This is a genomic window from Streptomyces sp. ISL-98 (assembly GCF_018614055.1).
GTDB classification, from domain to species: Bacteria; Actinomycetota; Actinomycetes; order Streptomycetales; family Streptomycetaceae; genus Streptomyces; species Streptomyces spiramyceticus.
Window position 1 is genome coordinate 70141 of record NZ_JAGGPB010000032.1, and the last position, 24492, is coordinate 94632.

General features: G+C 71.5%; 19 protein-coding genes and 3 pseudogenes. 9 read left to right on the forward strand and 13 right to left on the reverse strand.

The window, feature by feature from the left end:
* Position 1: 1 nt before the first annotated feature.
* From J7I98_RS21445 to J7I98_RS21475, 7 genes are read left to right on the forward strand one after another with little or no spacing between them, the layout of a single operon-like run.
* Positions 2-814: an alpha/beta fold hydrolase gene (locus J7I98_RS21445; protein ID WP_214922719.1), complete on the forward strand. Its 813-nt coding sequence runs from the start codon at positions 2-4 to the stop codon at positions 812-814.
* Positions 811-1977, forward strand: coding sequence for a glycosyltransferase (locus tag J7I98_RS21450; RefSeq protein WP_214922722.1), 1167 nt, complete (start codon positions 811-813; stop codon positions 1975-1977). The genes J7I98_RS21445 and J7I98_RS21450 overlap by 4 nt, the downstream gene beginning before the upstream one ends.
* The gene (locus J7I98_RS21455; protein ID WP_214922724.1) at positions 1974-3833 is read left to right on the forward strand and encodes a class I SAM-dependent methyltransferase; all 1860 of its coding nucleotides are present in this window, start codon (positions 1974-1976) and stop codon (positions 3831-3833) included. Before J7I98_RS21450 ends, J7I98_RS21455 begins: the two co-directional genes overlap by 4 nt.
* 4 nt (positions 3834-3837) lie before the next feature.
* Positions 3838-4731, forward strand: a complete 894-nt coding sequence (locus tag J7I98_RS21460; protein ID WP_308377879.1) for a galactokinase — start codon at positions 3838-3840, stop codon at positions 4729-4731.
* 22 nt (positions 4732-4753) lie between these two features.
* On the forward strand, positions 4754-5944 hold the full coding sequence (locus J7I98_RS21465) for an alkaline phosphatase family protein (RefSeq protein WP_214922726.1): 1191 nt from the start codon (positions 4754-4756) through the stop codon (positions 5942-5944).
* 17 nt (positions 5945-5961) lie between these two features.
* The gene (locus J7I98_RS21470; RefSeq protein ID WP_214922728.1) at positions 5962-7296 is read left to right on the forward strand and encodes an MFS transporter; all 1335 of its coding nucleotides are present in this window, start codon (positions 5962-5964) and stop codon (positions 7294-7296) included.
* Positions 7293-8309 carry a TolB-like translocation protein gene (locus J7I98_RS21475; RefSeq protein WP_214922730.1) on the forward strand — a complete coding sequence of 339 codons (1017 nt, stop codon included), beginning with the start codon at positions 7293-7295 and terminating at the stop codon, positions 8307-8309. Before J7I98_RS21470 ends, J7I98_RS21475 begins: the two co-directional genes overlap by 4 nt.
* A gap of 25 nt (positions 8310-8334) precedes the next feature.
* Here the strand turns inward: J7I98_RS21475 and J7I98_RS21480 are convergent, their stop codons facing one another.
* The 4 genes from J7I98_RS21480 to J7I98_RS21495 form a co-directional block, all read right to left on the reverse strand.
* A complete protein-coding gene (locus J7I98_RS21480) occupies positions 8335-11088 on the reverse strand; it encodes a LuxR family transcriptional regulator (RefSeq protein ID WP_214922732.1) in 2754 nt (917 codons plus the stop codon).
* Positions 11089-11286: 198 nt separating this feature from the next.
* The gene (locus J7I98_RS21485; RefSeq protein ID WP_214922735.1) at positions 11287-13089 is read right to left on the reverse strand and encodes a S8 family serine peptidase; all 1803 of its coding nucleotides are present in this window, start codon (positions 13087-13089) and stop codon (positions 11287-11289) included.
* Positions 13090-13782: 693 nt separating this feature from the next.
* Positions 13783-15156, reverse strand: a complete 1374-nt coding sequence (locus J7I98_RS21490; protein ID WP_214922737.1) for an FAD-dependent oxidoreductase — start codon at positions 15154-15156, stop codon at positions 13783-13785.
* Between the two features lie 233 nt (positions 15157-15389).
* Entirely contained in the window at positions 15390-16052 is a 663-nt protein-coding gene (locus J7I98_RS21495) for a DUF305 domain-containing protein (RefSeq protein ID WP_308377880.1), read from the reverse strand.
* Positions 16053-16229: 177 nt separating this feature from the next.
* On the opposite strand from J7I98_RS21495, the gene J7I98_RS21500 reads away from it, so the two are divergent.
* A complete protein-coding gene (locus tag J7I98_RS21500; RefSeq protein ID WP_214922739.1) occupies positions 16230-17717 on the forward strand; it encodes an LVIVD repeat-containing protein in 1488 nt (495 codons plus the stop codon).
* Here J7I98_RS21500 and J7I98_RS21505 read toward each other — a convergent pair.
* From J7I98_RS21505 to J7I98_RS21530, 6 genes are all read right to left on the reverse strand, one after another.
* Entirely contained in the window at positions 17705-18346 is a 642-nt protein-coding gene (locus J7I98_RS21505; RefSeq protein WP_214922741.1) for a TetR/AcrR family transcriptional regulator, read from the reverse strand. The genes J7I98_RS21500 and J7I98_RS21505 overlap by 13 nt on opposite strands.
* 178 nt (positions 18347-18524) lie before the next feature.
* Positions 18525-19220 (reverse strand): HAD family hydrolase, encoded by a 696-nt coding sequence (locus tag J7I98_RS21510; RefSeq protein WP_214922743.1) that lies wholly within the window; start codon positions 19218-19220, stop codon positions 18525-18527.
* Positions 19217-19885, reverse strand: a complete 669-nt coding sequence (locus J7I98_RS21515; protein WP_214922745.1) for a phosphatase PAP2 family protein — start codon at positions 19883-19885, stop codon at positions 19217-19219. Before J7I98_RS21515 ends, J7I98_RS21510 begins: the two co-directional genes overlap by 4 nt.
* Positions 19886-19954: 69 nt before the next feature.
* Complete coding sequence (locus J7I98_RS21520) at positions 19955-20890, reverse strand: M56 family metallopeptidase (protein WP_214922746.1); 936 nt, start codon at positions 20888-20890, stop codon at positions 19955-19957.
* 84 nt (positions 20891-20974) lie between these two features.
* The gene (locus J7I98_RS21525; protein WP_214922748.1) at positions 20975-21523 is read right to left on the reverse strand and encodes a DUF5134 domain-containing protein; all 549 of its coding nucleotides are present in this window, start codon (positions 21521-21523) and stop codon (positions 20975-20977) included.
* A 194-nt stretch (positions 21524-21717) separates the two neighbouring features.
* Positions 21718-22281, reverse strand: coding sequence for a TetR/AcrR family transcriptional regulator (locus J7I98_RS21530; protein ID WP_251020959.1), 564 nt, complete (start codon positions 22279-22281; stop codon positions 21718-21720).
* 233 nt (positions 22282-22514) lie between these two features.
* Here J7I98_RS21530 and J7I98_RS21535 point away from each other — a divergent pair.
* Positions 22515-22750: pseudogene (locus J7I98_RS21535) on the forward strand (site-specific integrase); the annotation flags it as partial.
* Here the strand turns inward: J7I98_RS21535 and J7I98_RS21540 are convergent.
* The 3 genes and pseudogenes from J7I98_RS21540 to J7I98_RS21550 all read right to left on the reverse strand — a co-directional run.
* A pseudogene (locus tag J7I98_RS21540) lies at positions 22747-23089 on the reverse strand (Tn3 family transposase); the annotation flags it as partial. The pseudogenes J7I98_RS21535 and J7I98_RS21540 sit on opposite strands and share 4 nt — an antisense overlap.
* A gap of 219 nt (positions 23090-23308) precedes the next feature.
* Positions 23309-23800: pseudogene (locus tag J7I98_RS21545) on the reverse strand (transposase); the annotation flags it as partial.
* 139 nt (positions 23801-23939) lie between these two features.
* Positions 23940-24365: a hypothetical protein gene (locus J7I98_RS21550; RefSeq protein ID WP_251020960.1), complete on the reverse strand. Its 426-nt coding sequence runs from the start codon at positions 24363-24365 to the stop codon at positions 23940-23942.
* Between the last annotated feature and the right edge of the window lie 127 nt (positions 24366-24492).

Consider the following 24492-nt stretch of genomic DNA (forward strand, 5'->3'; position numbering starts at 1 on the left):
CATGGCCGAGATCCTCGCCAACTCCGTACGCCTCCACGTGCAGCGGCTGCCGGGCCGTGACCGCAGTGCCACCGAACCCGTCGCCGTCTTCCTCCACGGCCTGGTCGTGGACAACCTCTCCAGCTTCTACTGCACCCTCGCCGTCCCCGCCGCCCGGGCCGGGCACGACGTCGTCCTGTACGACCTGCGCGGCCACGGTCGCAGCGAGCGGCCGCCCACCGGGTACGACACCGACACCGCCGTACGGGACCTGACCGCCCTGCTCGCCGCCCTCGGCCTCGACGAGCGCCCCGTACACCTCATAGGCAACAGCTACGGCGGCATGCTCGCACTCCACACCGCACTCGCCCACCCCGGCCTCGTCGCCGGGCTCATCCTCATCGAGGCCCCGTTGAGCGGCCCCTGGATCGAGAACATGCTCGACACGCTCTCCGTCGCCGCCCTCGACCTCGAAGGCAGCCACGTGCCGCAGGAACTCGCCTCGATCGGAGCGCGCAAGGCCGCCCGCCTGACCGCCACCGCCGACGAACTCCTCAACCGGACCACCCTGATCGACGACATCGCGGCGGCCCGGCCCTTCACCCCCGAGGACTTCGCCCGGGTGCACTGCCCCGTGCTGGCCGTCTGCGGCGAGCACTCCGAACTGCTCCCCGGCGCACGCGAATTGGCCCGCCACGCACCCCACTGCACCGTCCGCGTCCTGCCGGGCCTGGGTCACGACGTACTCAAGGGCGGCACCGACGAGCTCCGGCGGGCGGTGCTCGACCGACTCGCCGAGCCCGCGCGGCAGCAGCCCGAGGCGGTGACGGTATGAGGGTCCTGTTCGTCGTCCCGCCGTTCGCCGGACACGTCAATCCCACGGTCGCCGTCGCCGCCGAGCTGACCGCCCGCGGACACGACGTCGCCTGGACAGGCCCCGCCGAGGTACTGCACCAACTGCTGCCCGCAGGCGCCGAGTTGCATCCTTCCGGCGACAGTGCGGAAGCCGGTGGCTACGGCACGCTGCACGAGCACTGGCGCGACCTGCGCGGCATCGTCGCCCTGCGCTTCCTGTGGGAGGAGGCGATCATCCCGCTCACCCACGCCATGCTGCCCGGCGTTGAGAGGGCTGTCGACGCGTACGCCCCCGATGTGCTCGTGGTCGACCAGCAGGCCCTCGCCGGAGCCATGGTCGCCCGGCGACGCGGGCTGCCGTGGGTGACGTCCGCGTCGACCTCGGCGGAGTTCACCCGACCCTTCGCCGGCTTCCCCCGGGTGGGGGAGTGGGTGGCGGACCGGATCGCCGGACTGCTCGCGGCCTGCGGGGCGCCCGCGGGCTGGGACGCGCGCTTCTCGGACCGCCTGGTCCTGGTCTTCTCCACCCCCGAACTGGTCGGCGCCGACGAGACGTACCCCGAGCACTACGCCTTCGTCGGCCCGGCCCTCGGCCCGCGCCCCTCCGACGGCTCGTCCTTCCCGTGGCAGAGGCTGGATCCCGTACGACGCCGGGTGCTGGTCTCGCTCGGGACGCTCAACCGGGAGGCGGGCGGCCGGTTCTACGCCACGGTCCTGCGAGCCGTGGAACAGCTGGCCGACCGCGTCCAGGTGATCCTGGCCGCACCCGCGGACACCGTCGGCGAGGTGCCGGACCACGTCCTGCTCCAGGAGTACGTCCCCCAACTGCAGCTCCTCCCGCACCTCGACGCCGTCGTCTGCCACGGCGGCCACAACACCGTCTGCGAGGCCCTCGCCCACGGCCTGCCCCTGGTCGTCGCGCCGATCCGCGACGACCAGCCGATCGTCGCCCAGCAGGTCGAGGCGGCAGGAGCAGGCGTCCGGGTGCGCTTCGGCCGGGCCCGCGCGGGCGAGCTGCGCGACGCACTCGAAGCCGTACTCGACGACCCCGCGCACCGCCACGCCGCCCGCCGCATCCAGGCGTCCTTCGCCGCGGCCGGCGGTGCCGTGGCCGCGGCCGACCGGTTGGAGAAGCTGACATGACACAGCCCCGTACGCGCGTCCCATGGGCGGCGGTCACCGTGCTGGCCGGACTCACCGCCGGGACCGTGCGCGCCCGCCGCAGACTGGCCGCCGTACCGGTCCTGGACCTCGCCCCCGACGCGAGCAGCCCGCCCCGGAACGAATGGCACCTGATCACCGCGCGCGGAGTCGACGTCGACGACGCCACCCTCCGCGCCGCCGTCGCCCACGCGGAACGAACCGGCTTGCAGGTACTCGACCTGCTCCCGGGCCGCCTCGACACGGAACGCGCTCTGAGCCTGCTCCGCGTCCTCGACCCCAGCGCCCACCGCTACGCCCGCACGGCCGAGGGCCGCGGCGCCGGGCACGCCGTACTCGTCGACGAGGACGTCCGGCGCCGAGCCGGAATCGAGCCCGGCATCGGCCTCGGCACCGCCGAACTCCACACCCTCCTCAAGCGCTTGAAGGAGTACGCCGCCACCGCGACCGGCGTCGCCATCGCCCCCGGCCTGGCCGCCCCCACCCCCGAACTCGCCCTGCGGGCCGCAGAGCTCCGCGCCCAAGGGCTGCCCCCGGGCCTGGTGGCCACCGCCCAACTGGCCGGTCTCACCCTGCTCCTGCGCGCGGCCTTCGCGGACCGGCGCTGGGGCGCGGCCGCCGCCGCTCTCTACTGCCTGCAACCCGTCCTCGTCCTCGGCGGCCCCCGGAGCCCCCTGCGCCCGGCCGACCTGCCCCGCGCCGCCGCCGCGCGGCCCCTGCGCTCCCTCGGCGCCGCACTCCGTACCGCCGTGAGCGCCCGCCCCAGCCCCGGACCGTCGCCCGAACTGGAGGAGCTCCGGCCGTACTACACCGCCGAACTGAAAGCCGGCACCGACCGGTTCTTCGAGGACCGTCGCCCGGACTGCCCCTGGTGCGGCTCCGACTCCCTCTCCGTGCGTACCCGCGTGCCCGACCTGTTTCAGGGCAAGCCGGGCCGGTTCACCCTCGAACAGTGCGGCGACTGCGGGCACATCTTCCAGAACCCCCGACTCTCCCTCGACGGCCTCGACTTCTACTACCGCGACTTCTACGACGGCCTCGGTGACGGCGGCGCCGACGTCGTATTCGGCAGGATGGGCCGCTCGTACCGCGACCGCGCCGAAATGCTGAAACCCTTCGGGACACCTGCCGCCTGGCTCGACGTCGGCACCGGGCACGGCCACTTCTGCGACAGCGCGCGGGACGTCTGGCCCGACACCCGCTTCGACGGGCTGGACATGGCCGCCGCCGTGCGGGAGGCGGAGGCGCGCGGCTGGGTCACTGCCGCCCACCACGGCCAGTTCCCCGACCTCGCCGCCGGGCTCGCCCACCGCTACGACACCGTGAGCATGTACCACTACCTGGAGCACACCCGCGACCCGCTCGCCGAACTCGACGCGGCCGCCGCCGTACTGCCCACCGGCGGACATCTGCTCATCGAGCTGCCCGACCCCGAATCGCGCCTCGCCCGCCTCCTGGGCCCCGCCTGGCTGCCCTGGTTCCAGCCCCAGCACCAGCACCTCATCCCGGTCGCCAACCTCCGCCGCGCGCTGGCAGAGCGCGGATTCACCGTCCTGGCCGAGGAACACGGCGCCGCCCACCAGTCCTGCGACTTCTTCGGCGCCGTCCTCCTCACCGCGAACCGGCTCGCCCCCAACCCGTACGCCCCCTGGGGCCCGGGCCACGCCACCCCGGCGCGGCGGGCGTTCCGTGCGGCCGTGCAGACCGCCTCGCTGCCGTGCTACGCCGCCGCCGCGGCCCTGGACGGAGTGCGTTCGGCGGTGGCCCGCGCCACCGACGGCGGCAACGCCTACCGCTTGCTCGCCCGCAGGACACCCGCCGACACGGAAGGAAGGTGAGTACGTGCTGGACCTCGCCCGTCGCCACACCGCCGACCCGCTGTTCCGGCTCGTCGCGTACGCCCTCGAATCGGCGCACGACCGTCCCCCGGCCACGGTGTGGAGCGCCCCGCATGCCTTCCACCTCGGCTCGCCGCACCTCGTCGCCGCCGCAGGCTGGCCGGTGGCAGCCGCCGCCGCGCCGCGGGACGACGGTCTCGTACGGCTGAGCTCGCTCGCCCACCCGGCACAGAGCTGCGAACTCCTGCTCACAGGACCGCCGCAGCCCCACCCCGCCTGGGCCGCCCGCACCTACACCCTCCTGCGCACCATGGCCCGCGCCGGATACGGCCGAGGCGGAATCGACCTGCACATCCACTCCACGCTGACCGCCGCGACCGGACTTTCGAGCGCCGAACCGCTGGAGTGCGCCGTGGCGCTCGCGGTCGCCGACCTGCACGCCCGTCCGCACACCGGACCCGCCAGGCCGCGCCCGCCGCGCGGCAGGGTGGCCGCCCTCGTCCGGGACGCCGCGCCCGACGGCGACGACGCGCTGCGCCAGGCCGTGCTGTTCGCCCGGCCCGGGCGGGCTCTGCTGCTCGGCGGCGGCCACGGCGGCCGACGCCACGTCCGCCTCGACCCGGCCGAGTACGGGGCGCGGCTGATGCTGCTGGTGACGCGCGGCGACAGCCCGGGCGGGGGCGATGTCCGGCGCGCTGTGGCGTGTGCGCGGCGCGCGGGTGCCACCGCCGACTGGTGGCCCGGTCCGCAGCCGGAGCGCAGCGGGCTGGTGCTGCTGCCGTACGACCGGCTGGCGGCTGTACGTACCGGTGTGGCCGAGGAGTTCCGCAGCCGCGGGCTGCCTGTGCCGCGCCTAGTGAACATCACCGTGGCGGGCGCGGCCCGCCGCGAAGAGTGAGAAAGGACAGGAGGAACACCCCATGAAATCAAGAGCTTTGCCGGACCGGACACCGGCCCGGTCCAGGACGTGGCGGGCAACCGCCGCCGGGATCTTCAGCGCCCTCGCCCTGGTCGCCGCCTTCGGCGTATCCGATTCGAGCGCCGCGCAGGGCCCCGCGCCCGCCGCGCTGCCCAGCTACGACCACGTCGTGGTCGTCGTCTTCGAGAACAAGCAGTACGGCGAGATCATCGGCAGCGCCAACGCGCCGTACATCAACCAGCTCGCGAACGCGGGCGCCAGCCTCACCGCCATGAAGGCCCTGACCCATCCCAGCCAGCCGAACTACTTCAATCTCTTCTCGGGTGCGACCCAGGGCATCACGGGCGACGGCTGCTACACCCCGCAGTCGATGAGCGCCGCCAACCTCGGACAGGAGCTGATCGCCGCGGGCAAGACCTTCGCCACGTACAACGAAGACCTGCCGAGCGAGGGGTCCACGGCCTGCACCAGCGGACAGTACGCGCAGAAGCACAACCCCTGGTTCGCCTTCAAGAACGTGCCTCTCAACACCGGAAAGACCTGGGCGCAGTTCCCGAAGAGCGACTTCTCCCAGCTGCCTCATCTGTCGTTCGTCGTCCCGAACCAGTGCAACGACATGCACTCGTGCCCCGTCGGCACCGGAGACACCTGGGTGAAGAACAACCTCGACGCGTACGCGCAGTGGGCCAAGGCCAACAACAGCCTGCTGGTGCTCACCTGGGACGAGGACAACTTCCTCGGCTCCAACCAGATCGCCACGGTCTTCTCCGGCGCCAAGGTCAAGCAGGGCAAATACAGCAGCGCGTACAACCACTACAACCTGCTGCGCACCTTCGAGGACCTCTTCGGCACCACCCATGCCGGCAACGCGGCGAGCGCCACCCCCATCAGTGAGGTCTTCGGCGACGGTACGACTCCGCCGCCGGACGGGGACCTGAAGGTGTCCAACCCGGGTACGCAGACGTGCAAGTTCAACCAGAGCTGCACGATCCAGATCACCGCCACCGGCGGCAAACCACCCCTCAAGTACAGCGCCACCGGACTGCCTTTCGGCCTGAGCATCGACACCGCCACCGGCCGGATCACCGGCAAACCCTGGCAGACCGGCACACTCCAGATCACCGTAACGGCCACCGACTCCGCCGGAGCCTCGTCGAACGCGGCCTTCCCGCTGACCGTCAACTGGTTCTGACCGGAAGGGAGTCACCCGTGTACCTGTCGGCAAGCCGGGCCGCCGACACCACGGCGGGCGTACGCCGCACCCGGCCGCGCCCGCCGCGCGGTACCAGAACCCGCCGCGCGGTCGCCGGCAATGTCATCGCCCTCGGCGCGGTCAGCCTGGTCACGGATGTCTCCGCCGAGATGGTCACCGCCGTACTGCCGCTGTATCTCGTGGTCGGTCTCGGCATGTCCCCGCTCGCCTTCGGCGCCCTCGACGGCCTCTACCAGGGCGCAAGTGCCCTGTCCCGGCTGGCCGGTGGCCATGTCGCAGACCGCGCCCAACGCCGCAAGCTTGTCGCGGGCGCCGGATATGCCGTGTCCGCCGCATGCAAACTCGCCCTGCTCGCGGCCACGACGCCGTGGGCGGTCGGTGCGGTCCTCGCCGCCGACCGCACCGGCAAGGGGCTTCGCACCGCCCCGCGCGACGCGCTCATCTCCCTGTCCTGCCCGCCCGAGGAGCAGGGCCGCGCCTTCGGGGTGCACCGGGCGATGGACACGGCCGGAGCGCTGCTCGGCCCGCTCGCCGCCTTCGCCGTGCTGTGGGCCGCTCGGGACGGCTACGACGCCGTGTTCGTGGTCAGCTTCTGCGCCGCCGCACTCGGCGTGCTGCTGCTCGTCCTGTTCGTACGGGAGCCGTCCGCCATTACGGGCCGGGGGAAGGGCGCGGACAAGAACGGGGACAAAGTCGCTGACAAGAAGAGGCACCGTCCGGGTGCCCTGCGTTCCCTGGCACGCACTTCGGGCCTGCCCCGGCTGTGTCTGATCGCCGCGCTGCTCGGCGTGGTCACCGTCAGCGACTCGTTCCTCTATCTGCTGCTGCAGCGCCGCCTCGACCTGCCCGCCCCGTACTTCCCACTGCTGCCCGTCGGTGCCGCCGCCGGATTCCTGCTGCTGGCTGTGCCGCTGGGGCATCTGGCCGACCGGATCGGCCGCCGACAGGTCTTCCTCGCGGGGCATGGAGCGCTGCTCATCGCGTACGTGCTGCTGCTCGCGCCCTGGGGCGGCGGGGCGGTGGTGGCCGGAGGCGTACTCGTACTGCTCGGCGCGTTCTACGCGGCCACCGACGGCGTACTGATGGCCGCCGCCGGTCCGTTGCTGCCCACGGACCTGAGGGCGAGCGGCCTCGCCCTCGTCCAGACAGCGCAAGCTCTCGCCCGCTTCGCGGGCTCCCTGCTCTTCGGCGCCGGCTGGATGTACTTCGGGCCGGAAGACGCCCTGACCGTGGGCGTCGCCGGTCTGGCCGTCGCGCTGGCAGCGGTCACCGTCCTGTCCGCCCTCCGCCCCCACCGCGACCTCCACCTCCACCGACGGAGTCCCTCATGAGCATCAGGGCTCGGCTGCTCGTCCTCGTGCTCGTCACCGCCGTCCTGGTCGTGGTCGCGGCCGTCGTCACCCTGCGGGCCGCCGACCGCGCCGCCGAACGCGAGCGGGCCAGACCGGGCGAACCAGCTGCCCAGGCCGGTGAGGTGACGTTGCGTCAGTCGCAGCGGCTCCTCTTCCGCAACCTGGCCTGGGGCCCGCAACGCGATCACGTCTCCTCCGTCCCGCTGACGACCCCGGCCGGCCCCCGTACCTCCGCGCCCCGCGACTGCCTGCGCTTCCACGCGGCCGCCGGTACAGGCATCTGCCTCCGCGCCACCGGTGGGGTGATCCCCGGTCACGAAGCCGTGCTGCTGGACGCGCGGTTGCGGCCCGTCCGTACGTTCCCGGTGCCCGGGATGCCCACCCGCGCCCGCGTATCGCCGAGCGGACGACTGGTGGCGTGGACGGTCTTCGTCAGCGGGGACTCGTACGCGGGCAGCGCCTTCTCCACTCGTACCGCCGTCTACGACAGCCGCACCGGCACCCTCCGGCCCGACCTGGAGAAGTTCGCCGTGATCAAGGACGGGCGCCGCCACCGCGCCGCCGACCACAACTTCTGGGGCGTCACTTTCGCCGCCGACGACAACCGTTTCTACGCGACCCTCGCCACCCGTGGCCGTACGTACCTCGTCGAGGGCGACCTGGGGCGGCGCACCCTGCGGACCCTGCGCGAGAACGTGGAATGCCCGTCCCTGTCCCCGGACGGCACTCGTGTCGCCTTCAAGAAACGCGTCCCCGGCGCATCCGCCAGTACGCCCTGGCGGCTGTACGTCCTGGATCTGCGCACCGGTCGTGAGACCACGCTCGCGGAGCGCAGAAGCGTCGACGACCAGGCCCTGTGGCTGAACGGCCGCACCCTCCTCTACGCCCTGCCCGGCGACTTCGGCGCCGACCTCTGGTCGGTCCCGGCGGACGGCGGCGGCGCACCACGCATGATCGTGAAGTCCGGCACTTCTCCGGCCGTGGTCCCCTGAACGGGCTCCCCGGGGGTCCCGGGCGTCACCTTCCGCGCAGTGCGGTGGCCAGCTGGGCTCGGGAGCGTACGTCCAGTTTCTGGTAGATACGGGTCAGTCTGGCCTCCACCGTTTTGACGCTGAGGAACAGCTTCGCCGCCGCCTCCTGGTTGCTCGCCCCCTCACCGACCAGCACCGCCAACCGCATCTCCGCCTCGGTGAGTACGGGCGCCCCCTCACGCCCGTAGCCGTTGTCCGGCCGGGCCGGAGCTTCGCAGGCCAGCTCCGCCCACGGCCTCGCGCCCGCCTGGGTGAACACTTCGGCAGCGCTCTGCAGAGCGGTGCGCGCGGGGGCCCGCCTGCGGCGGCGCCGTTCGACGCGGGCCAGGGCGAGCAGGGTCCGGCCGCGTTCCACGGGCAGTTCCAGTTCGGCGAAACGCGCCGAGGTGTCCTCCAGGAGACGGACCGCCGCGCCGGCGTCGCCACCGGCGGCCAGGCCCAGCGCGTACGCGCGGTCGAGGGCGGCGACCACCCCGGACCGGCCCAGACCGACCGCGACCTCACGGACACCGTCGATCAGCGCCGCCGCCTCGTCGGGCGCGTCCGCCGCCACCAGCGCCTCGGCCAGCTCTCCGTGCCAGCGCAGCACCGAAGGGTCGACGACCTGCTGGGCGGCCTCCGAATCGGCCACCCGGCGCAGGGTGGCGACCGCCTTCGTGGTTTCGCCCGTGACCAGTTCCACCAGCCCCAGCGCGTACAGGCTGCGGGACAGGAACACCTGGTCCTGTTCCTCCTCCGAGGCCTGCACTCCCCGCCGCGCGTAACCGGCGGCCCGGACGAAGCTGCCGCCCATGGCTTCGGCCATGGCCGCGATGTACCACGCGGGCCCGGGTGACAGGCCCGCCTCGATCGTCAGCTCCACGGAGCGGCGCGCGTGGGCGAGCGCCGCGGCGCACCTGCCGCGGCGCAACTCGACCTCGGCGAGGCTCCGCAGGACTTCGAAGACGTCCTCGGCGGAACCGGTACGTTCCACCGCCGGCAGCAGCACGAGCAGTTGCGCCCTGGCGTCGGCGAGGCGGTCGTCGAAGAGCGCGTGGCGCACCGCCAGGTACTGCGGGGCGTTCCGCATCCCCAGCGGTACCTCGGGCGCGGGCAGAGCAAGCGCCTCGGCCAGGATCCCCTCGGCCGCCGGGTCGCCCAGGATGCGCCCCATCCGGGCGCGCACGGTCAGCGCCATCGCCTCGGCCACGTGATCGCCGCCCACGGCCGCCAGGGCGCCCGCTTCGGCCGCGGCGGCGCAGGAGCGTACGGGGTCCCCGTCGCACAGGTTGAGCTTCCACGCCACCCGCAGCTGGACCAACGCCAGCAGCGCGGGATCACCGGCGGCGTCGGCCATCGCGTGCGCGAAGGTCTCGTCGAGGTCGGCCAGCGCCTGCCCGGCGGAGTCGATCACGGCCAGCCGGGCGCGTACCCGGTCGGCCGGAGAGGAGTCACGGGCCAGGACCGCCCTGGCGGCGCGGCGGGCCAGATCGGCGCGTCCCGCGCAGCCGCCGTCCTCGGCGGCGTCGACCAGCCGGGCCAGCTCGGCGGCCGGCCGGTCCAGCGGGGTGCGTTCGGCGGCCAGCAGCCCTAGTTCGGCCGCCAGGGCGCGCTTGCCCCGGCGCCGGCAGGCCGCCGCCGCGTCGGCGACCTCGGTGGCCAGCTCCGCGTCGGGGGTGTCCACGGCCAGCGCCCGGTGGCGTACCGCCTCCACCGGATCGTCGACCGCGCCCGCCAGCGCGGCGTGGCCCGCGGCGCGATCCGTCCAGCCCGCATCCGCCGCCAGAACCGTGGGCAGCGCCCCGGCGGTGAAGGCCACCGCACCGTCCTCTTCGACGGTCACCAGGCCGGCCTCCTCGGCGGCGGCCAGCTCGGCCTCGGCCGCCGGTCTGCCGGCCCGGCGGAGCAGCGCCGTCGTCGGCCGGGCGGCGAGCGCCGCCAGCAGCAGAGTGCCGTGTACCGGGGCGGACGCCTCGGCCAGCAGCCGCCGGGCGACCTCGCGGGCCTGTCCCGACACCGGGAGCGTGTCGGCGTGGTGGACGGGCTCGCGCGCCTCGGCAAGCGACCGCCCGAGGGCCAGGGCCAGCCGGGGGTTGCCGCCGCTGGCCCGGTGGATCCGGCCCGCGAGCCGGGACGGCAGGCTGTGCCGTACGAGCAGCTCGGCCACTTCGTCGGCGTCCAGCGGCGGCACCAGTACGGTCCGCGCGCCGGGTCCGCACAGGGCTTCCGCCAACGGTGCGCCGCCCTGGACGCTTTCGGCCACGAGGATGCGGACCTGGGGAGGGGTGAGCCGCAGGGCGAAACGAAGCAGATCGACGCTTTCTCCGTCGAGCCATTGGGCGTTGTCCACGACCAGTAGCACCGGATCAACCGCGGCGAGTGCGCGCAGCACCTCCACGATCGCGAGCCGCAGTGCGATCCGGTCCCAGCCGTCGTCCGGAGCGTCGGTCTCACGCCGGAACATCGCGATCGCCAGCCGCTGAGGTCCGGACAGCGAGTCCAGGGCCGTGCGCGGCACCGAAGCGAGCAGAGCGGCGGCACAGGCCCCGGGTATCCATCGGTCGGCCTCTTCGGGGGTCAGCAGCAGTACGGAATCCCCGCGCGATTCGGCCAGCGCCGCGACAGCCGCCGCCACCGCGCTCTTGCCGACGCCTGCCGTACCGGTGAGGACGGCCCGGCCGTCGGCGCCGAGCGCGCGGTCGAGGAGTGCGATGAGCTCACCGCGCCCGACGGGCGCGTCAGCGTTCGCCGTCGCCGCCACGCACAGCCACCAGCCTCTCGGTCCCCGTCCCTGTGCCTTTCCTGTGAGCGCGAGAATACGAGGTCGTTCGCGGAACAGGACAGGAGTGTGACGCAGGCGTCAGTCCTGGCGTGAAAAAGCCGTCGGACCTGCCGACGCGCAGGGCGTCGGCAGGTCCGTGGTGGTGCTTGGTCCGGACTTATCGCCTGGTCAGCGTGGTCAGAAGGTGAGACCCCAGGAGTCGATGAAGCCGGTGTCGGCGCTCGCCACGTCCTGCACCCGGAGCTTCCAGGTGCCGTTCGCGGCCAGGGCGGAGCCGTCGACGGTGTACGTGGTGATGATGTTGTCGGCGCTGTCGTTGGAGGAGCTCTGCAGGCGCTTGGTGGTGCCGTCGGGAGCGACCAGGTCGACGACGAGGTCACCGCGGTAGGGGTGCTTGATGTCGACGGCGACCTTGAGGGCGGCCGGGGCGTTGCCGGTCACACCGCTGACCGTGATCGACGACGTGACGGCGGCGCCGTTGTCGGGGATGGAGACGTCGGCCGTGTTCTGGAACGTGGGCCCGGTCGGCGTACCGCCGGTCACGGCCTGGACCGTCTTGGCCGCGTCCGCGAGGCCGGCGCCGCAGCCACCGGTGCATGTACCGGCCAGCGGGCGGGCGTTGGCCTTGATGGCCGACTCGATCTCGGCCGGGGTCAGCGTGGTCTTCGCCGCCTTCATCAGCGCGGCGAGGCCGGCGACGTGCGGGGCGGCCATGCTGGTGCCCTGGTAGGGCTTGTAGTTCTCGGCCGACGGGGTGGTGGTGCCGGTGTTCAGCGTCGAGAGGATGCCGTTCTCCGGCGTGGTGATCGTGCCGGGGGTGTCGGTCGCCCGGCGGGTCTCGCCACCGGGGGCGGCGATGTCGATGATGGTGCCGTAGTTCGAGTAGAACGCACGGTCACCGCTGCGGCTGCTCGCCGCGACGTTGATCACGTTGTTGCAGCTGGCCGGCGAGAAGCCGCTCGCGTTCGAGTTGCTGTTGCCCGCGGCCACCACGACGGTGGTGCCCCGGCCGACGGCCGCGTTGATCGCGTTCTGGTAGGTGCTGCCGCAGGCGCCCGAACCGCCGAGGCTCATGTTGATCACCTTGGCGGGCGTCGCGTTCGCCGGGACACCGGGGACCGAGCCGCCGGACGCCCAGGTGATGGCGTCCACGATGTCGGAGGTGGCGCCGCCGCACTTGCCCAGCACACGTACCGGCTGGATCTTGGCGCCGTACGCGATACCGGCGACACCCTTCGCGTTGCCGGTCGCCGCGGCGATCGTGCCCGCGACGTGCGTGCCGTGCCAGGAGGAGTTGGACGCCGTGGAACCGGTGCCGCACTCGCCCGCAGCGCTCCAGTCGCCCTGGTCGGCCGCGTTGTTGTCGCGTCCGTTGCCGTCACGGGCGGCGGTGGAGCTGGTGATGAAGTCGTAGCCGGCCACGACGTTGGCGGCCAGGTCGGAGTGGGCCACGTAGCCGGTGTCGATCACGGCCACGGTCACGCCGGTGCCGGTCGTGGTGGCCCAGGCGCCGGGGACGTTCATACCGGCCGTGGCCTCGAACAGGTCCCACTGCTTGGCGTAGTCGGTGTCGTTCGGGTCCGCCATCGCGTAAGCCCTGGCGTCCGGCTCGACGTACGCCACATCCGGGTCCGCGCGGAACTGCGCCATCACGTCGGCGGCATCGGCCGGCGCGAGCTTGCCGCCCAGGTCGACCAGCGCGGCGCCGGTCCCCAGCCGACGCTCGAACTCCACCGATTCGCCTGCTTTGCGGCCCTTTGCCTCGGCGTCGTCCGATGCCGCGTTGTTGGAACGCGCCTCGGAGGCCGACGATTTGTACCCGACGATCAGGTTCTCGATCGGTGCGGTGGGGGCCGGGGATGCTGCCGCAGCCGCCGGAGCGGCGGGCTGTGCAAGGGCGACGGAGGAGGTGGCGGCGGCCCCGAGCAGGGTGGCGGAGGCCGCTACGACGGATATGAGTCTTCGTCTGGAAGCGTGCAAGGTGTTCCCTTTCGAGAGCCGGAACCGGGCAGGCCGGAGCGGCAGTTGGCGCACTTCGTGAGCGGAGCTGAGCAGGCGCTGCGACGCGGGGCCGATGGCTGATGTGAGGCGCCACCGGCCGCCGCACGCCTGAAGCACGCCCCGGCCGGGTCAGGGCAGGGGCAGAGGGGTGTTACCGGCTTCGACGGAATCGAAGATCGCCGGTGGACAGACAGTAGGGAAAGACGAGATGAAGCCGATACGGGGAAAACCCTTGTCCACGCCCCGCCGCTCTGCTCAAACCCCCCGGCCGCCCCCTCCGCGCAACCCCTGCACTACGCAACTACCGGCCCGGAACAGGCCGGTTCGGCGTCGAGGGCTGGTGTGGGCAGCGGAATCCGGCCCCGGGGTCAGACGTCGACGTCGGGTGACCCGCACCCTGGCTTGTCCATCGGACGCGCACAGGCGCCCAGGGCGGCCGAGGCCGGAGCCCCGCGCCAAGGTCCGTCCATCGGGCCCGGCCCGGCGAGGCCGACGCCAGGGCCCAGGCATGTCAGCTGCGCCCCGGCTGCCCGGACCAAGGGGCCGCACGGCCCCCTGCCCGGCGGGGGGCCGTGCGGCCCAATGAAGCCACCTCGACCGTCAGCCGCACATAGCCCCGCCCGCGACCGGCCTCGTGGGGTCGCCCCCTCCGGTTGTCAGTCCCCCAGCCCCTCAGCCATCAGGCCCTCGACCCGCCGCCCGGTGCGCCGCGGCCAGCAGATCCGCCCACTCGTGGAGCTTCACCGGCCCCCGGCCCAGCGAGAGCCCCAGCGCCGCCTCTGCCGCCTCGATCGACTTCCAGTCCTTCCACTCGACCAGGCGCAGTCCCGACTCCCGCAGTACGGCCAGCGGGTCGTCCGGGAGCTGCCTGCGGGCGAGCTCGGGGGCGTCCGCCAGCAGTGAGGCCACCGTCTCCTTGGCGCAGGGGCGGTTCGTGCCGATGACGCCTGTCGGGCCCCGCTTGATCCAGCCCGCGACGTACTCCCCGGGCGACGGCGCCCCGTCGCGCAGGACGCGGCCCGCCGCGTTCGGCACCGTGCCGCGTGCCGGGTCGAAGGGGAGGCCGGGGAGCGGCCTGCCGCGGTAGCCGACCGACCTGAGCACCAGCTGAGCCTCGATGTCCTCGTACGTTCCCGTGCCGCTCACCCCACCCGTACCGTCCGGCAGGGTCCGCTCGAACCGCACCCCGGCTGCCCGCCCGTCCTCCTCGAGCACCTCCACGGGCCGGAGGAAGAACCGCAGGTGGATGACGCGTGAGCGCTGCTGCGCGGGGCTCGTCGCCCAGGCCCTCACCACCTCGACATTGCGCCGGTTCACAGCGGGCAGGGCCGCGGACACCGCAGGGTCCACGTAAGCCGGATCGAGGGCGAGTTCGTCGGGCCGTACCACCACCGAGGCGTCCGGCAGCGCGCCGAGTTCCCGCAGCTCCTTGGTGGTGAACTTCGCCTGCGAAGGGCCGCGCCGGCCCACCATGTGCACATCGCGCAGCCGGCTGCCGGCCAGCACGTCGAGCGCGGGCTGCGGCACATCGGTGGGCAGCAGCTCGTTCGCGCCGCGCGCCAGGATGCGGGCCACGTCGACCGCCACATTGCCCACCCCGATGACAACGGCAGACCGGGCGGCCAGCGCGAAGCCGTTCGCGGCCGCGTCGGGATGCGCGCTGTACCAGGAGACGAAGGAGGTCGCGGAGAAGCTGCCCGGCAGTTCCTCGCCCGGAATGCCGAGCCTGCGGTCGGTCGCTGCCCCGACGCAGTACACCACCGCGTGGTAGAGCTCCAGGAGTCGCGCCGTGGTGAGCCCGGCCGAGCCCACCTCCGCGTTGCCGACGAAGGTGATCCGGTCGTGTTCGAGCACGGTGCGCAGATTGTTCTGCAGCGACTTGATCTTCTCGTGGTCCGGTGCGACGCCGTAGCGCACCAGTCCGTACGGACAGGGCAGCCGGTCGAGCACGTGCACCCGTACGTCGGGCACCGTCTCCTGCTGCACCAGGGCCTGAGCGGCGTAGACCCCACTGGGGCCCGAGCCGATTACAGCGACGCGAAGCACGGCGGGTGCTCCTTCCCGCAAGGTGACTCCAGCATGGCATTGGTGGGTGGCATAGCGGGAGATGCTCTGCGTGCGTGCCGTAGGGACCCCGGGCTGTCCGGGGTACCTTTCCGATGTACTTGAAAGTAACTTTTAGGGGCTAATGACCATTATGGACCAGTCGCGGACCGGATCAAGGTTCCTGGCCGGGCGGCAGCGCCGTCCGGCGGGTCACCGCTGAGCGACGGGCCCTTTCACGCCATGTCGCGCATCCTGCCGATCTCGGCGGTCTGCTGGGCGAGCACGTCGGTCGCCATCTCCTCGACCTGGACGTTGTTCCCCTGTGAGAGGACTTCGGTGGCCATGCCGACCGCCCCCTCGTGGTGAGTGATCATCAGCTTGAGGAAGAGCTGGTCGAATTCCTCGCCCTTCGCCTCGCGCAACTGCGCGAGCTGCTTCTCCGTGGCCATCCCGGGCATCGCGCCGTGGTCGTGGCCGCCCTTGCGCTTCTTGCCGCCGTTGTTGTCGAGCCAGCCCCGCATGGCGTCGATCTCCGGCCGCTGGGCTGCTGTGATCCGCTCGGCGAGCCGCTTCACCTTCGCCGACTCGGCCTGCTTCGGTGCGAGTTCCGTCATCACGAGCGCCTGCGCGTGATGCGTGATCATCATGTGCGCATACGAGAAGTCCGCACTGTTGGGCGTGTCGTCGGGGAGGGATTTCGCGGCTTCCTCGGCCGACATGGTCTTCGCGGGCTCGCCCGGCTTGCCCGGCGCCACCACCGAAGGCTCGCTGCCCGCCTTCGCCTCGGGGGCGTCCTCGTCCGCGGAACACGCGCCGAGCCCGGTCACGGCGAAGACGGCCGACGCCGCCACAAGTGCGAGTCTGCGGACGCGCGTTGGCTTTCGGCGGTTCAACACGGCGACCTCCTGAGGCAGATGGGCTGGTTGATGACAGTTCTTAGCACGCTCACGCACGCCACTGATCAAAAACTTTCATTACGTCTTAGTTGCCATCTGTTGAGATGTGCATGCAAACGACGATACTGCCGGGGTGTATGAACCGTTCAACTACGAACGGATACAAGGGAGGACGCAGTGACCTCGTTGCACATCACCCGCGTGCGGCGCAGACATCTCGGCGTGGCGGCAGCCGCGGCCGGGCTCTTCGCTACGCTGCTGACGGCCGGACCCGCGGCCGCGATCCCCGACCCGGGAGACTCGCCCGCCAAAAAGCAGGGCGTCTCCACCGCACAGCAGGCCGAGGCCAAGGCCGCCATCGAGAGCGGCGAGATACCCGGCGTCGACGAGATAGCCCACAGCAAGAACATCGAGCACCTCGTGAACGTCCCCAAGGACGCGATCAAGGGCACCAACTCGGACCTGGCCTTCCAGGGCAAGTACGCCTTCTCCGGCAATTACGACGGCTTCCGGATCTTCGACATCAGCAACCCGAAGGCCCCCAGGACGGTCTCCCAGGTTCTGTGTCCCGGTGCCCAGAACGACATCTCCGTCTCCGGAAACCTGCTCTTCCTCTCCACGGACTCCTCGCGCAACGACAACTCCTGCGCCAGCACCTCGCAGCCCGCGACGGAGAAGTCCTCCTGGGAGGGCATGAAGATCTTCGACATCAGCGACAAGAGCAACCCGAAGTACGTCGCCGCTGTCGAGACCGCCTGCGGCTCGCACACGCACACCCTGGTGCCGGAGCGCCGTAACGTCTACGTCTACGTCTCGTCGTACTCGCCCAGCGACAGCTTCCCCGACTGCAAGCCGCCGCACGACGGAATCTCCGTCATCAAGGTGCCGCGGAGTGCTCCGGAGAAGTCCGCGATCGTGGGCTTCCCCGTGCTCTTCCCGGACGGCGGAAACCCGGGCGCGCCCACCAACCCGGGCGTCTCCAAGACGACCGGCTGCCACGACATCACCGTGCTGCCCTCGAAGGACCTGGCCGCCGGTGCGTGCATGGGTGACGGCATCCTCTTCGACATCGAGGACCCGGAGGAGCCGAAGGTCATCGACCGCGTCCAGGACAACGTCAACTTCGCGTTCTGGCACTCGGCGACCTTCAACCAGAAGGCCAACAAGGTCGTCTTCACCGACGAGCTCGGCGGCGGCGTCGGCGCCACCTGCAACGAAGCCACCGGCCCGAACCGCGGCGCCGACGGCATCTACGACATCACCGGCAAGGGCGACAGCCGCAAGCTGGTCTTCAGGAGCTACTTCAAGATCGACCGCCACCAGGCGGACACCGAGAACTGCGTCGCCCACAACGGCTCGCTGATTCCGGTCAAGGGCAAGGACATCATGGTCCAGGCCTGGTACCAGGGCGGCGTGTCCGTCTGGGACTTCACCGACTCGTCCAAGCCCGAGGAGATCGCCTTCTTCGAGCGCGGTCCGGTCAGCGCGGACACCTCGGTGACCGCCGGTTCCTGGTCGGCGTACTACTACAACGGCTACATCTACTCGAACGACATGGCCAAGGGCTTCGACGTCCTGAAGCTCAACGACAAGCGCACGGACGGCGCCAAGAAGGTCCGGCTGCACGAGCTCAACGTGCAGACCCAGCCCGACTACCGCCGCTGATCGACCCCGTACGCACGCGTGCCGCCGGGCGGATCCCCGTCCGGCGGCACGCCGAGCTCCCAGTCCAGCCCGTACCGCTGGAACAGCTCGGCCCGCAGACTCGTCAGCGGCATCGGCGCCCCCGGCAGCAGTACGGCGAACACCGCGCCCATCAACAGGGCGCGCAGCAGCGGGTAATCGACGTCCACGTCCTGTGATCCGTACCGGACGACCGTGTTCCGCAGCAGCTCGGCGAGCCGCCGCTGCTCCGGGCACTGGACGAATCCCTCGGCCTGGAGAATGCCCGCCATGTGCGTGCGCATCAGCAGCGGGTGCTCGCTCGCCAGCCCCAGAATGGCGTCGATGGCCCGGGCCAGCAGCTCGCGGCCGTCCTCGCTGCGCGGCTCCCGCTCCAGGGCCGATTCGAGCGTCCGGTGCATCAGCCGGTGGACGGCCGACTGCAGCAACTGCCGCTTGCCCGGGAAGTAGTACGAGACGAGACCACGCGCCGAACCGGCCCGGTCCGCGATGTCCCCGAGGGTCGCGGCCTCGTAACCGCGCTCGCCGACCAGCTCCACGGTCGCCTGCAACAGCCGCTCCCGGGAACGCCGACGCAACTCTTCATTGACCGATGCGCTGCGCGGGGACATGCTGTAACTCCTGCGTTGACTGGCCCTCAGCCAATATACTCAGTCGTACCACGCAGGGTCCCTTACGGGGTCCTGTTGCGTGGGCTTGCCGTCTGTATCCGGCGGCGCGGGGGACCGCCGGATACGGGCGGCTCTTTTACGAGTCCGCCCCCCCACCCTGGTCAGCCGACTCATCCACTCATCCGACGAGTTCGAGCACCGGACGCAGACCGGACGGCCTTTCTCCGGCCGGCAGATGGTCCACGAAGTGCACCGCACAGCCCAGTTCCGCCGCACCGCCGTCCGCACGCCGGTCGTCGCCGACCATCAGCACGTCCTTCGGGTCGTGGCCGAGAGCCTCGCATGCGGCGCGGAAAAGACGCGGATCGGGCTTCTGGATGCCGTGCTCGTACGACAGGACGTACGCATCCACCCACGTGTCGAGCCCGTGCGCACGGAACACCGGCCTCAGATCCCAGCCGATATTGCTGACCACCGCCACCCCGACACCGCGCCGCCGCAGTTCACCGAGGACCTCGGCGGCGTCGGGGTACGGATGCCAGGCGGCCGGCGTCATGTGCCGGTCGTACAGGGCGTCGTAAAGGCGCTCGTCCGGGAGGGCGACCTGGCGCGCGAGGCCCGTGTACGCCGCGCGATGGCGCTCCGTACTCTGGTCGCGCGTGGCCCACAGATCGGCCAGACGCGACGGAATTTGCTGCGGGGGCGCCCCGCCCGGCAGTGCGCCCGCTGCCTCCAACTGCCGCACGTACAAGGCGAAGTCGTCGGCCGTTACGTCGATTCCCACCTCGTCGAGGACGGCTCGCAGCCACACCTCGGTCGGTTCGATCCGCAGCAGTGTGCCGGAGAAGTCGAAGAGTGCGCCCTTGACTGTCATTCGGGGGTTCCTTCCCGGGAGGAGACGAGGCGACCGTATGCCAGTGCCATGACGGCGACGAGCGCCGCTCCGAGCAGCCAGCCACCCAGCACGTCGGACGCCCAGTGCACGCCCAGATAGATCCGGGTGAAACCGACACCGACGCAGGACACCACCCCCACCACCAGCACGGCGGTGCGCAGGCGTGGGTCCGCGCCCCGCAGAGCGAGCAGCCACAGCAGGATCCCGAACGTGACGACGGCCGTCATCGCGTGACCGGACGGCCAGGCGGCGGAGTACGCGGAGTCGAGGGGGTCGGGCCACCGCGGGCGGTCGCGGTCCACCGCGGCCTTGAGGCTGTGCAGTACGAGCGAGCCGAGCGCACTCGTCACCGCGGCCCAGATCGCGAGAAGCCATTCACGCCGCCACAGCAGCCAGACCACGGCTACGGCCACCAGCGCGCGCATCGCCCATGGGTCCCACACCCAGTCGGTCAGCACCCGGTTGGTCTGCGTGACGTCGGGGTGGACGACGGCCGAGCTGTGCAGCCCGTCCGCGACCGAGCGGTCGAGCGACATCAGCGGGGCCCACTCGACGGCGACGAGCACCAGGAGCGCAACGGAGAGGACTGTGCAGACGATTCCGGTGAGGACGAGGGCCGGGAGGGCGGGGTGGGGGGAGCGCATGGGAAGATCCTCGCCCACGGGCGGCGCGCGCAACCGCCCCGGCGCGTCACCCAAGCACGTTGTGCAGGGCTATCCGAGAGCGTTGAGCCCCGGAACGAACGCGACCAGCAGCGGCACGGCCGGCACGAGCGCGGCCGCGGCCGTCAGCCCCAGCCGGTGGCCCGCGGCGAGCCGCGGCACGGGGGTCAGCAGCCGGTGCACGCGCTGCGGCAGCTCGGCGCCGGGCGTCGGGCACGGGCCGAACACGCCGCGGTCCTCGTTGAGTTCGACCAGGGCCAGGGCGATCGTCAGCCGCCCGAAGCGCCGCGAGGCCACGTCGTCAGCGGCCAGCTCCACCAGCCGGTGCATCTCGTCGCGGAACGCCGCGAACACCCGTACCTGCGGAAAACCGATCGCCAGAGCGGACGCGCAGTTCAGCAGCCAGTCGTGCCTGGCGCGCGCGTGACCCTGCTCGTGAGCGAGCACGGCATCGAGCTGACGGCCCTTCAGGCGGCGCAACGCCGCCGTGGTGACGACCAGTTGGGGCGCGGCGCCGGGCAGCCACCAGGCGTCGGGCCGCTCGCCCTCAAGGACCACGAGCCGGTCGCTGCCGGGCTCCTCGCCGGGCAGCAGCGGAGAGCGTACGAGCAGCTCCGCGCGCCGCACCTTGCGCCGTACGCTCGCCCTGCGGATCTCCCGGGTCAGCATCACCGCCGTCCACGCACCGCCGCACGCGAGGAGCACCGCGATGACGGCGGACCAGGGCCCGTAGGCGGCAAGGGCGTACGCCTCGACCACACCGTGCGGGGCGGGCGCGAACATATGGCCCCGTACGGCCTGCCAGGCGGCGGCCGCGCTGAACGTCATCGACAGACCGAGGCACAGCAGGACACCGGCCACCATGCACTGCCACACCCACAGAGCCACCACGGGTTCGCGCTCCCGCCAGTCGGCCCGCGACATCAGCCGCGGGGCGGCGACGGCGGCGACGACACCGAGCAGCAGAAGTGCGAAGGGGACCGTCATGGGATCCAGCCTATGAGTACGGGGCTACTCCGGGGTAGGACCTGAGTGCGTCAAGTGACGCAGGCCACGGTTTCGCGGGGCGCCTCAGAGGGTGACCAGCATGGCGATCATGGCGATGCCCATGGAGAGCCGGCAGGCCATCGCCAGCTCGGGCCGGGCACCCCAGGCGGGCGCCCGGCCGCCGGTTCCTGCAGCCGCGGTGGACACGTGCATGGGCATGAGCCGGGCGCCGGAGCGCAGCACGTACGTCGCGTAGTAAAGGAGCAGCGCCCCGGTCAGGAGGGGTACACCGCCGGGGGCGTATCCGGGCGTGTGACCAGTGCCCGGTGCCATGACCAGGGCCATGTAGACCATCGCCAGCGAGCCGACGAGATGGTGCAGATGGTGCGTACTCCCGCGCGCCTGCCACAGGGCGCGCAGGCCGGCGCCGCCGAAGACGGCGGCGTACAGCAACGGCGGGGCGACCACCGCTGCGGGCACGGCCATGGCCGCCATGCCGAATCCCATCAGGGCATCGCTGCCCGCATCTTTGCGGTGTTCCTTCATGCCGGTGCGCATGCGCAGAACGCAGTACGCGCCGGTCGCCGAGCACAGCGCGACGAGCAGCCAGCCGGACAACGCCTGTCCGTGCACGGCGTACCTCCCCGTTCGACGGTGTCGTCCCGTCGATGCGATGCCCAGGGGCGGGGGGTCGTATACGGGCGCGTGGGTGTACGCGGGGGGTGTGCAGGGGGAGCGTGCGGGTCCGGGTGTGGGGGCGGGGCGCCTGCGGCGCTGATTCCCCTACCGCGTGGGGGGGCAAGCCCCAGACCCCCGGGCCCGTACGCCTACCCCGCGTCGAGTTCAATCGCGATCGCTCCGCGCAGCAGCTCGCGCGCACGCTCCAGCGCCAAGGAGCCGCTCAGCCAGCGCTCGCTGAGCCCTTCGACGAGCGCGGTGAGCCGCTCCGCCGCGTCCTCCGCGTTTGCATCGGGCCGCGCCGCCCTGATCGCCTCGGCGACATCGTTCACCCAGGACCGGGTGGACCGCGCCAGAGCATCCCGCAGATCGTCGCTCTCGAAGACCGCGCTGGCGCGGAGTTCACCCCAGGCGGTGCTGTTCTCCCGTACCCCGGGGGTGTCCTGGAGCTCCGTCAGCAGCATCTGTTCCAGCTCGCCGCGCGCATCATCAGCACGAGCGATCGCCTCGTCGGTGTAGGCGACGGCCCGGTCGCTGACGAATTCGAGAGTCCGGCGGATGAGCCCGGAGCGGTCCTTGAAGTGGTAATAGATCAGCGCCGTGGACACCCCCGCCTCCGCGGCCAGCTGCTCGACACGCAGTCCCCGCACCCCGCTGCGGGCAATGACACGTACGGCCGCTTCCATGATCAATACTTGACGGTCGGACGCCATGTCGACTCATCCACTCCTTATCCATTCCCCGGACCCGCTGTGCCTCAGGCCTTGACTGGAGTTTCAGTCAGCTTCAGGTCGACTCAGCCTAGCCGCTGGTCACGGCCGGTAGCGGAGGGGATGCTCCGCCGGCACTTCGACGACTGCGATGCGTACACACCCGGATCTCCAGACCAACTCGACTGTGAATTCAGGCTTCTGTGTCAAGTCCATCCCTGTCTCGGCAGGGATGGCTCTTGGGCAAGACCGCCGAGCGGCTCGGTGAGGCCGGCCGCTGGCGATGGTGGCGGACGACGAGATCGGTGAGGCTCTGGAACTGCTGTGGGGCACTGCGGCAGTGAACACCTGGAACTCCCGCCGGGCGGCAGTGCTGTCCTGGCTCGGCTGGTGCCGGGACCGCGGCTACGAGGGCCCGGCGGTCCCGGCCTGGGCGAAGCGGCTGGCGGTGCCGGACTCCGAGACCCCGGCGCCGATCTGGTCCTCCATGCCGTCCTGGTAGCGCTGGTAGAGCTGTCCCGAGCGGCCGTGGAAGATCTTCCGGGCGAGGGAGTGGCGACCCTCCCGGAGTGGCCTGCACCTTGATCTGGCGGCGGTAGCCGGGCTCCTCGGCCAGACGCAGGATGTGCAGGGTCTTCGCGATCCGCCCGTAGTGCGCGATCGCATCCCCGAGCGGGGTGGGGCGTGCGTCGCGGGACAGCATCCGGATCACGTCGTAGGCGCGGACGGCTCCGGTGTGGATGGAGCCGATGATCCGCAGGATGTCCTCCCAGTGCCGCTCGATCCGGGCCAGGTCGACCCGGCCGCGGGTCGAGCCCGAAGCCGAGCCGGAGCCTGACGAGGCCGACGAGTCCAGCGCGAAGCCTGTGCCGGACCGTGCTGTGGAATCCGATCAAATATCGGAGCCTGGCGACCCGTCCGCTCACGCACCGCTCACGCAAACGGCCCCGGACGAGGAGTCCGAGGCCGAATAGAACGCCTCCCTGGGAGGAAACCCCAGGTCAGCGTGTTGTGCGATGTGCCCCCGGCAGGTGGCGTCGAGGTCCAGGACCAGACCGGGCAGAACGCGTGCCGCGGCCCGGACTGCGGGGATGTCCTCACCGTGCTCGGCGGCCTGCAGCCAGGCGACTTGCCGGGCTCAGGCACGGGCCGAGCGCAGCGACGCCAGTGCCTTCTCGTCAACGTCGGCGAGCAGCCGCCAGGCGGTTGGTGTCGAGGCGACGGGGCCGAACACCCCTGCCTGGTCCCGCAGTACGGCCAGATCCGCGATGGCCTCGCCGCCGTCGGCGAGCATCACCGCCAGGTCGGCGGCGATCCGTCCCGGATCATGTCCTGTCCCGCGCGGCCGAAGCTGCCTGAGTGCGGCGGAGTACGCGGCGCTCAGCCCGGTGGCATCAGCAAGATCCGCCAGCAACCGTGCCCCGGCATGACCGACCACCCCCGAACCATCGGCACTGACATGGACCTTGGGGCGCAACCCGATACCCTGCACGTGGAAAGTGCCCTCCGCCTGGACCGACAGAACCCCTCAGCAAGGTTCATCGTCCCAGGTCAGGAAGGCACTTTCGCGTTTCGGCCCTGCCAGCCGCTGTATCCAACCGAAACGGCGAGGCTAACTACCTGAGGCCGACGGCGTCCGTCCGCCTCTACCGGGGGTCGGATCAACAGATGTATCGGGCCACGGTGTGCGCGATCGGCCCCGTGAGTCCGGTCTCGCACTCGTCAATCATTTCCACGACCTCGAACCCCGCGGCCAATGCGTAGCTCTCCAGTTCGCGCGGAAACAGCACGCGCCGCCGGATCTCGTCCTCGGCCTCGTCACCAGAGGGGAGCACCCAGCGTCTGTGCATTGTGTTGATCTGTGTTCGTAGGTCCCACTCATAGCCGATGGTGACCCGCGCGGGTCCGTCCGGAGTGCCGACAACGGCGCTGGTCGGCTCAGGGCGGGTGATGGGCGATACAGGCGAGCAAAGCACCAGGAGCGCTCCGGGCCGTGCGTGTGCGGCGAAGGTACCGAAGACTTTGCTGATGTCGTCGTTGTCATGCACGTACGAGAGAGAGTTGCCGAGGCAGGTCACGGCGTCCATGCGTCGGTGGAGCCGAACCGTTCGCATGTCGCCGGCGCGGATGTCGAGCCCGGACCGTACTCGGTGTGCGTAGTCGATCAAGCCGGTCTGTAGGTCCACGCCAAGGCACTGGCATGGCGGATACTCC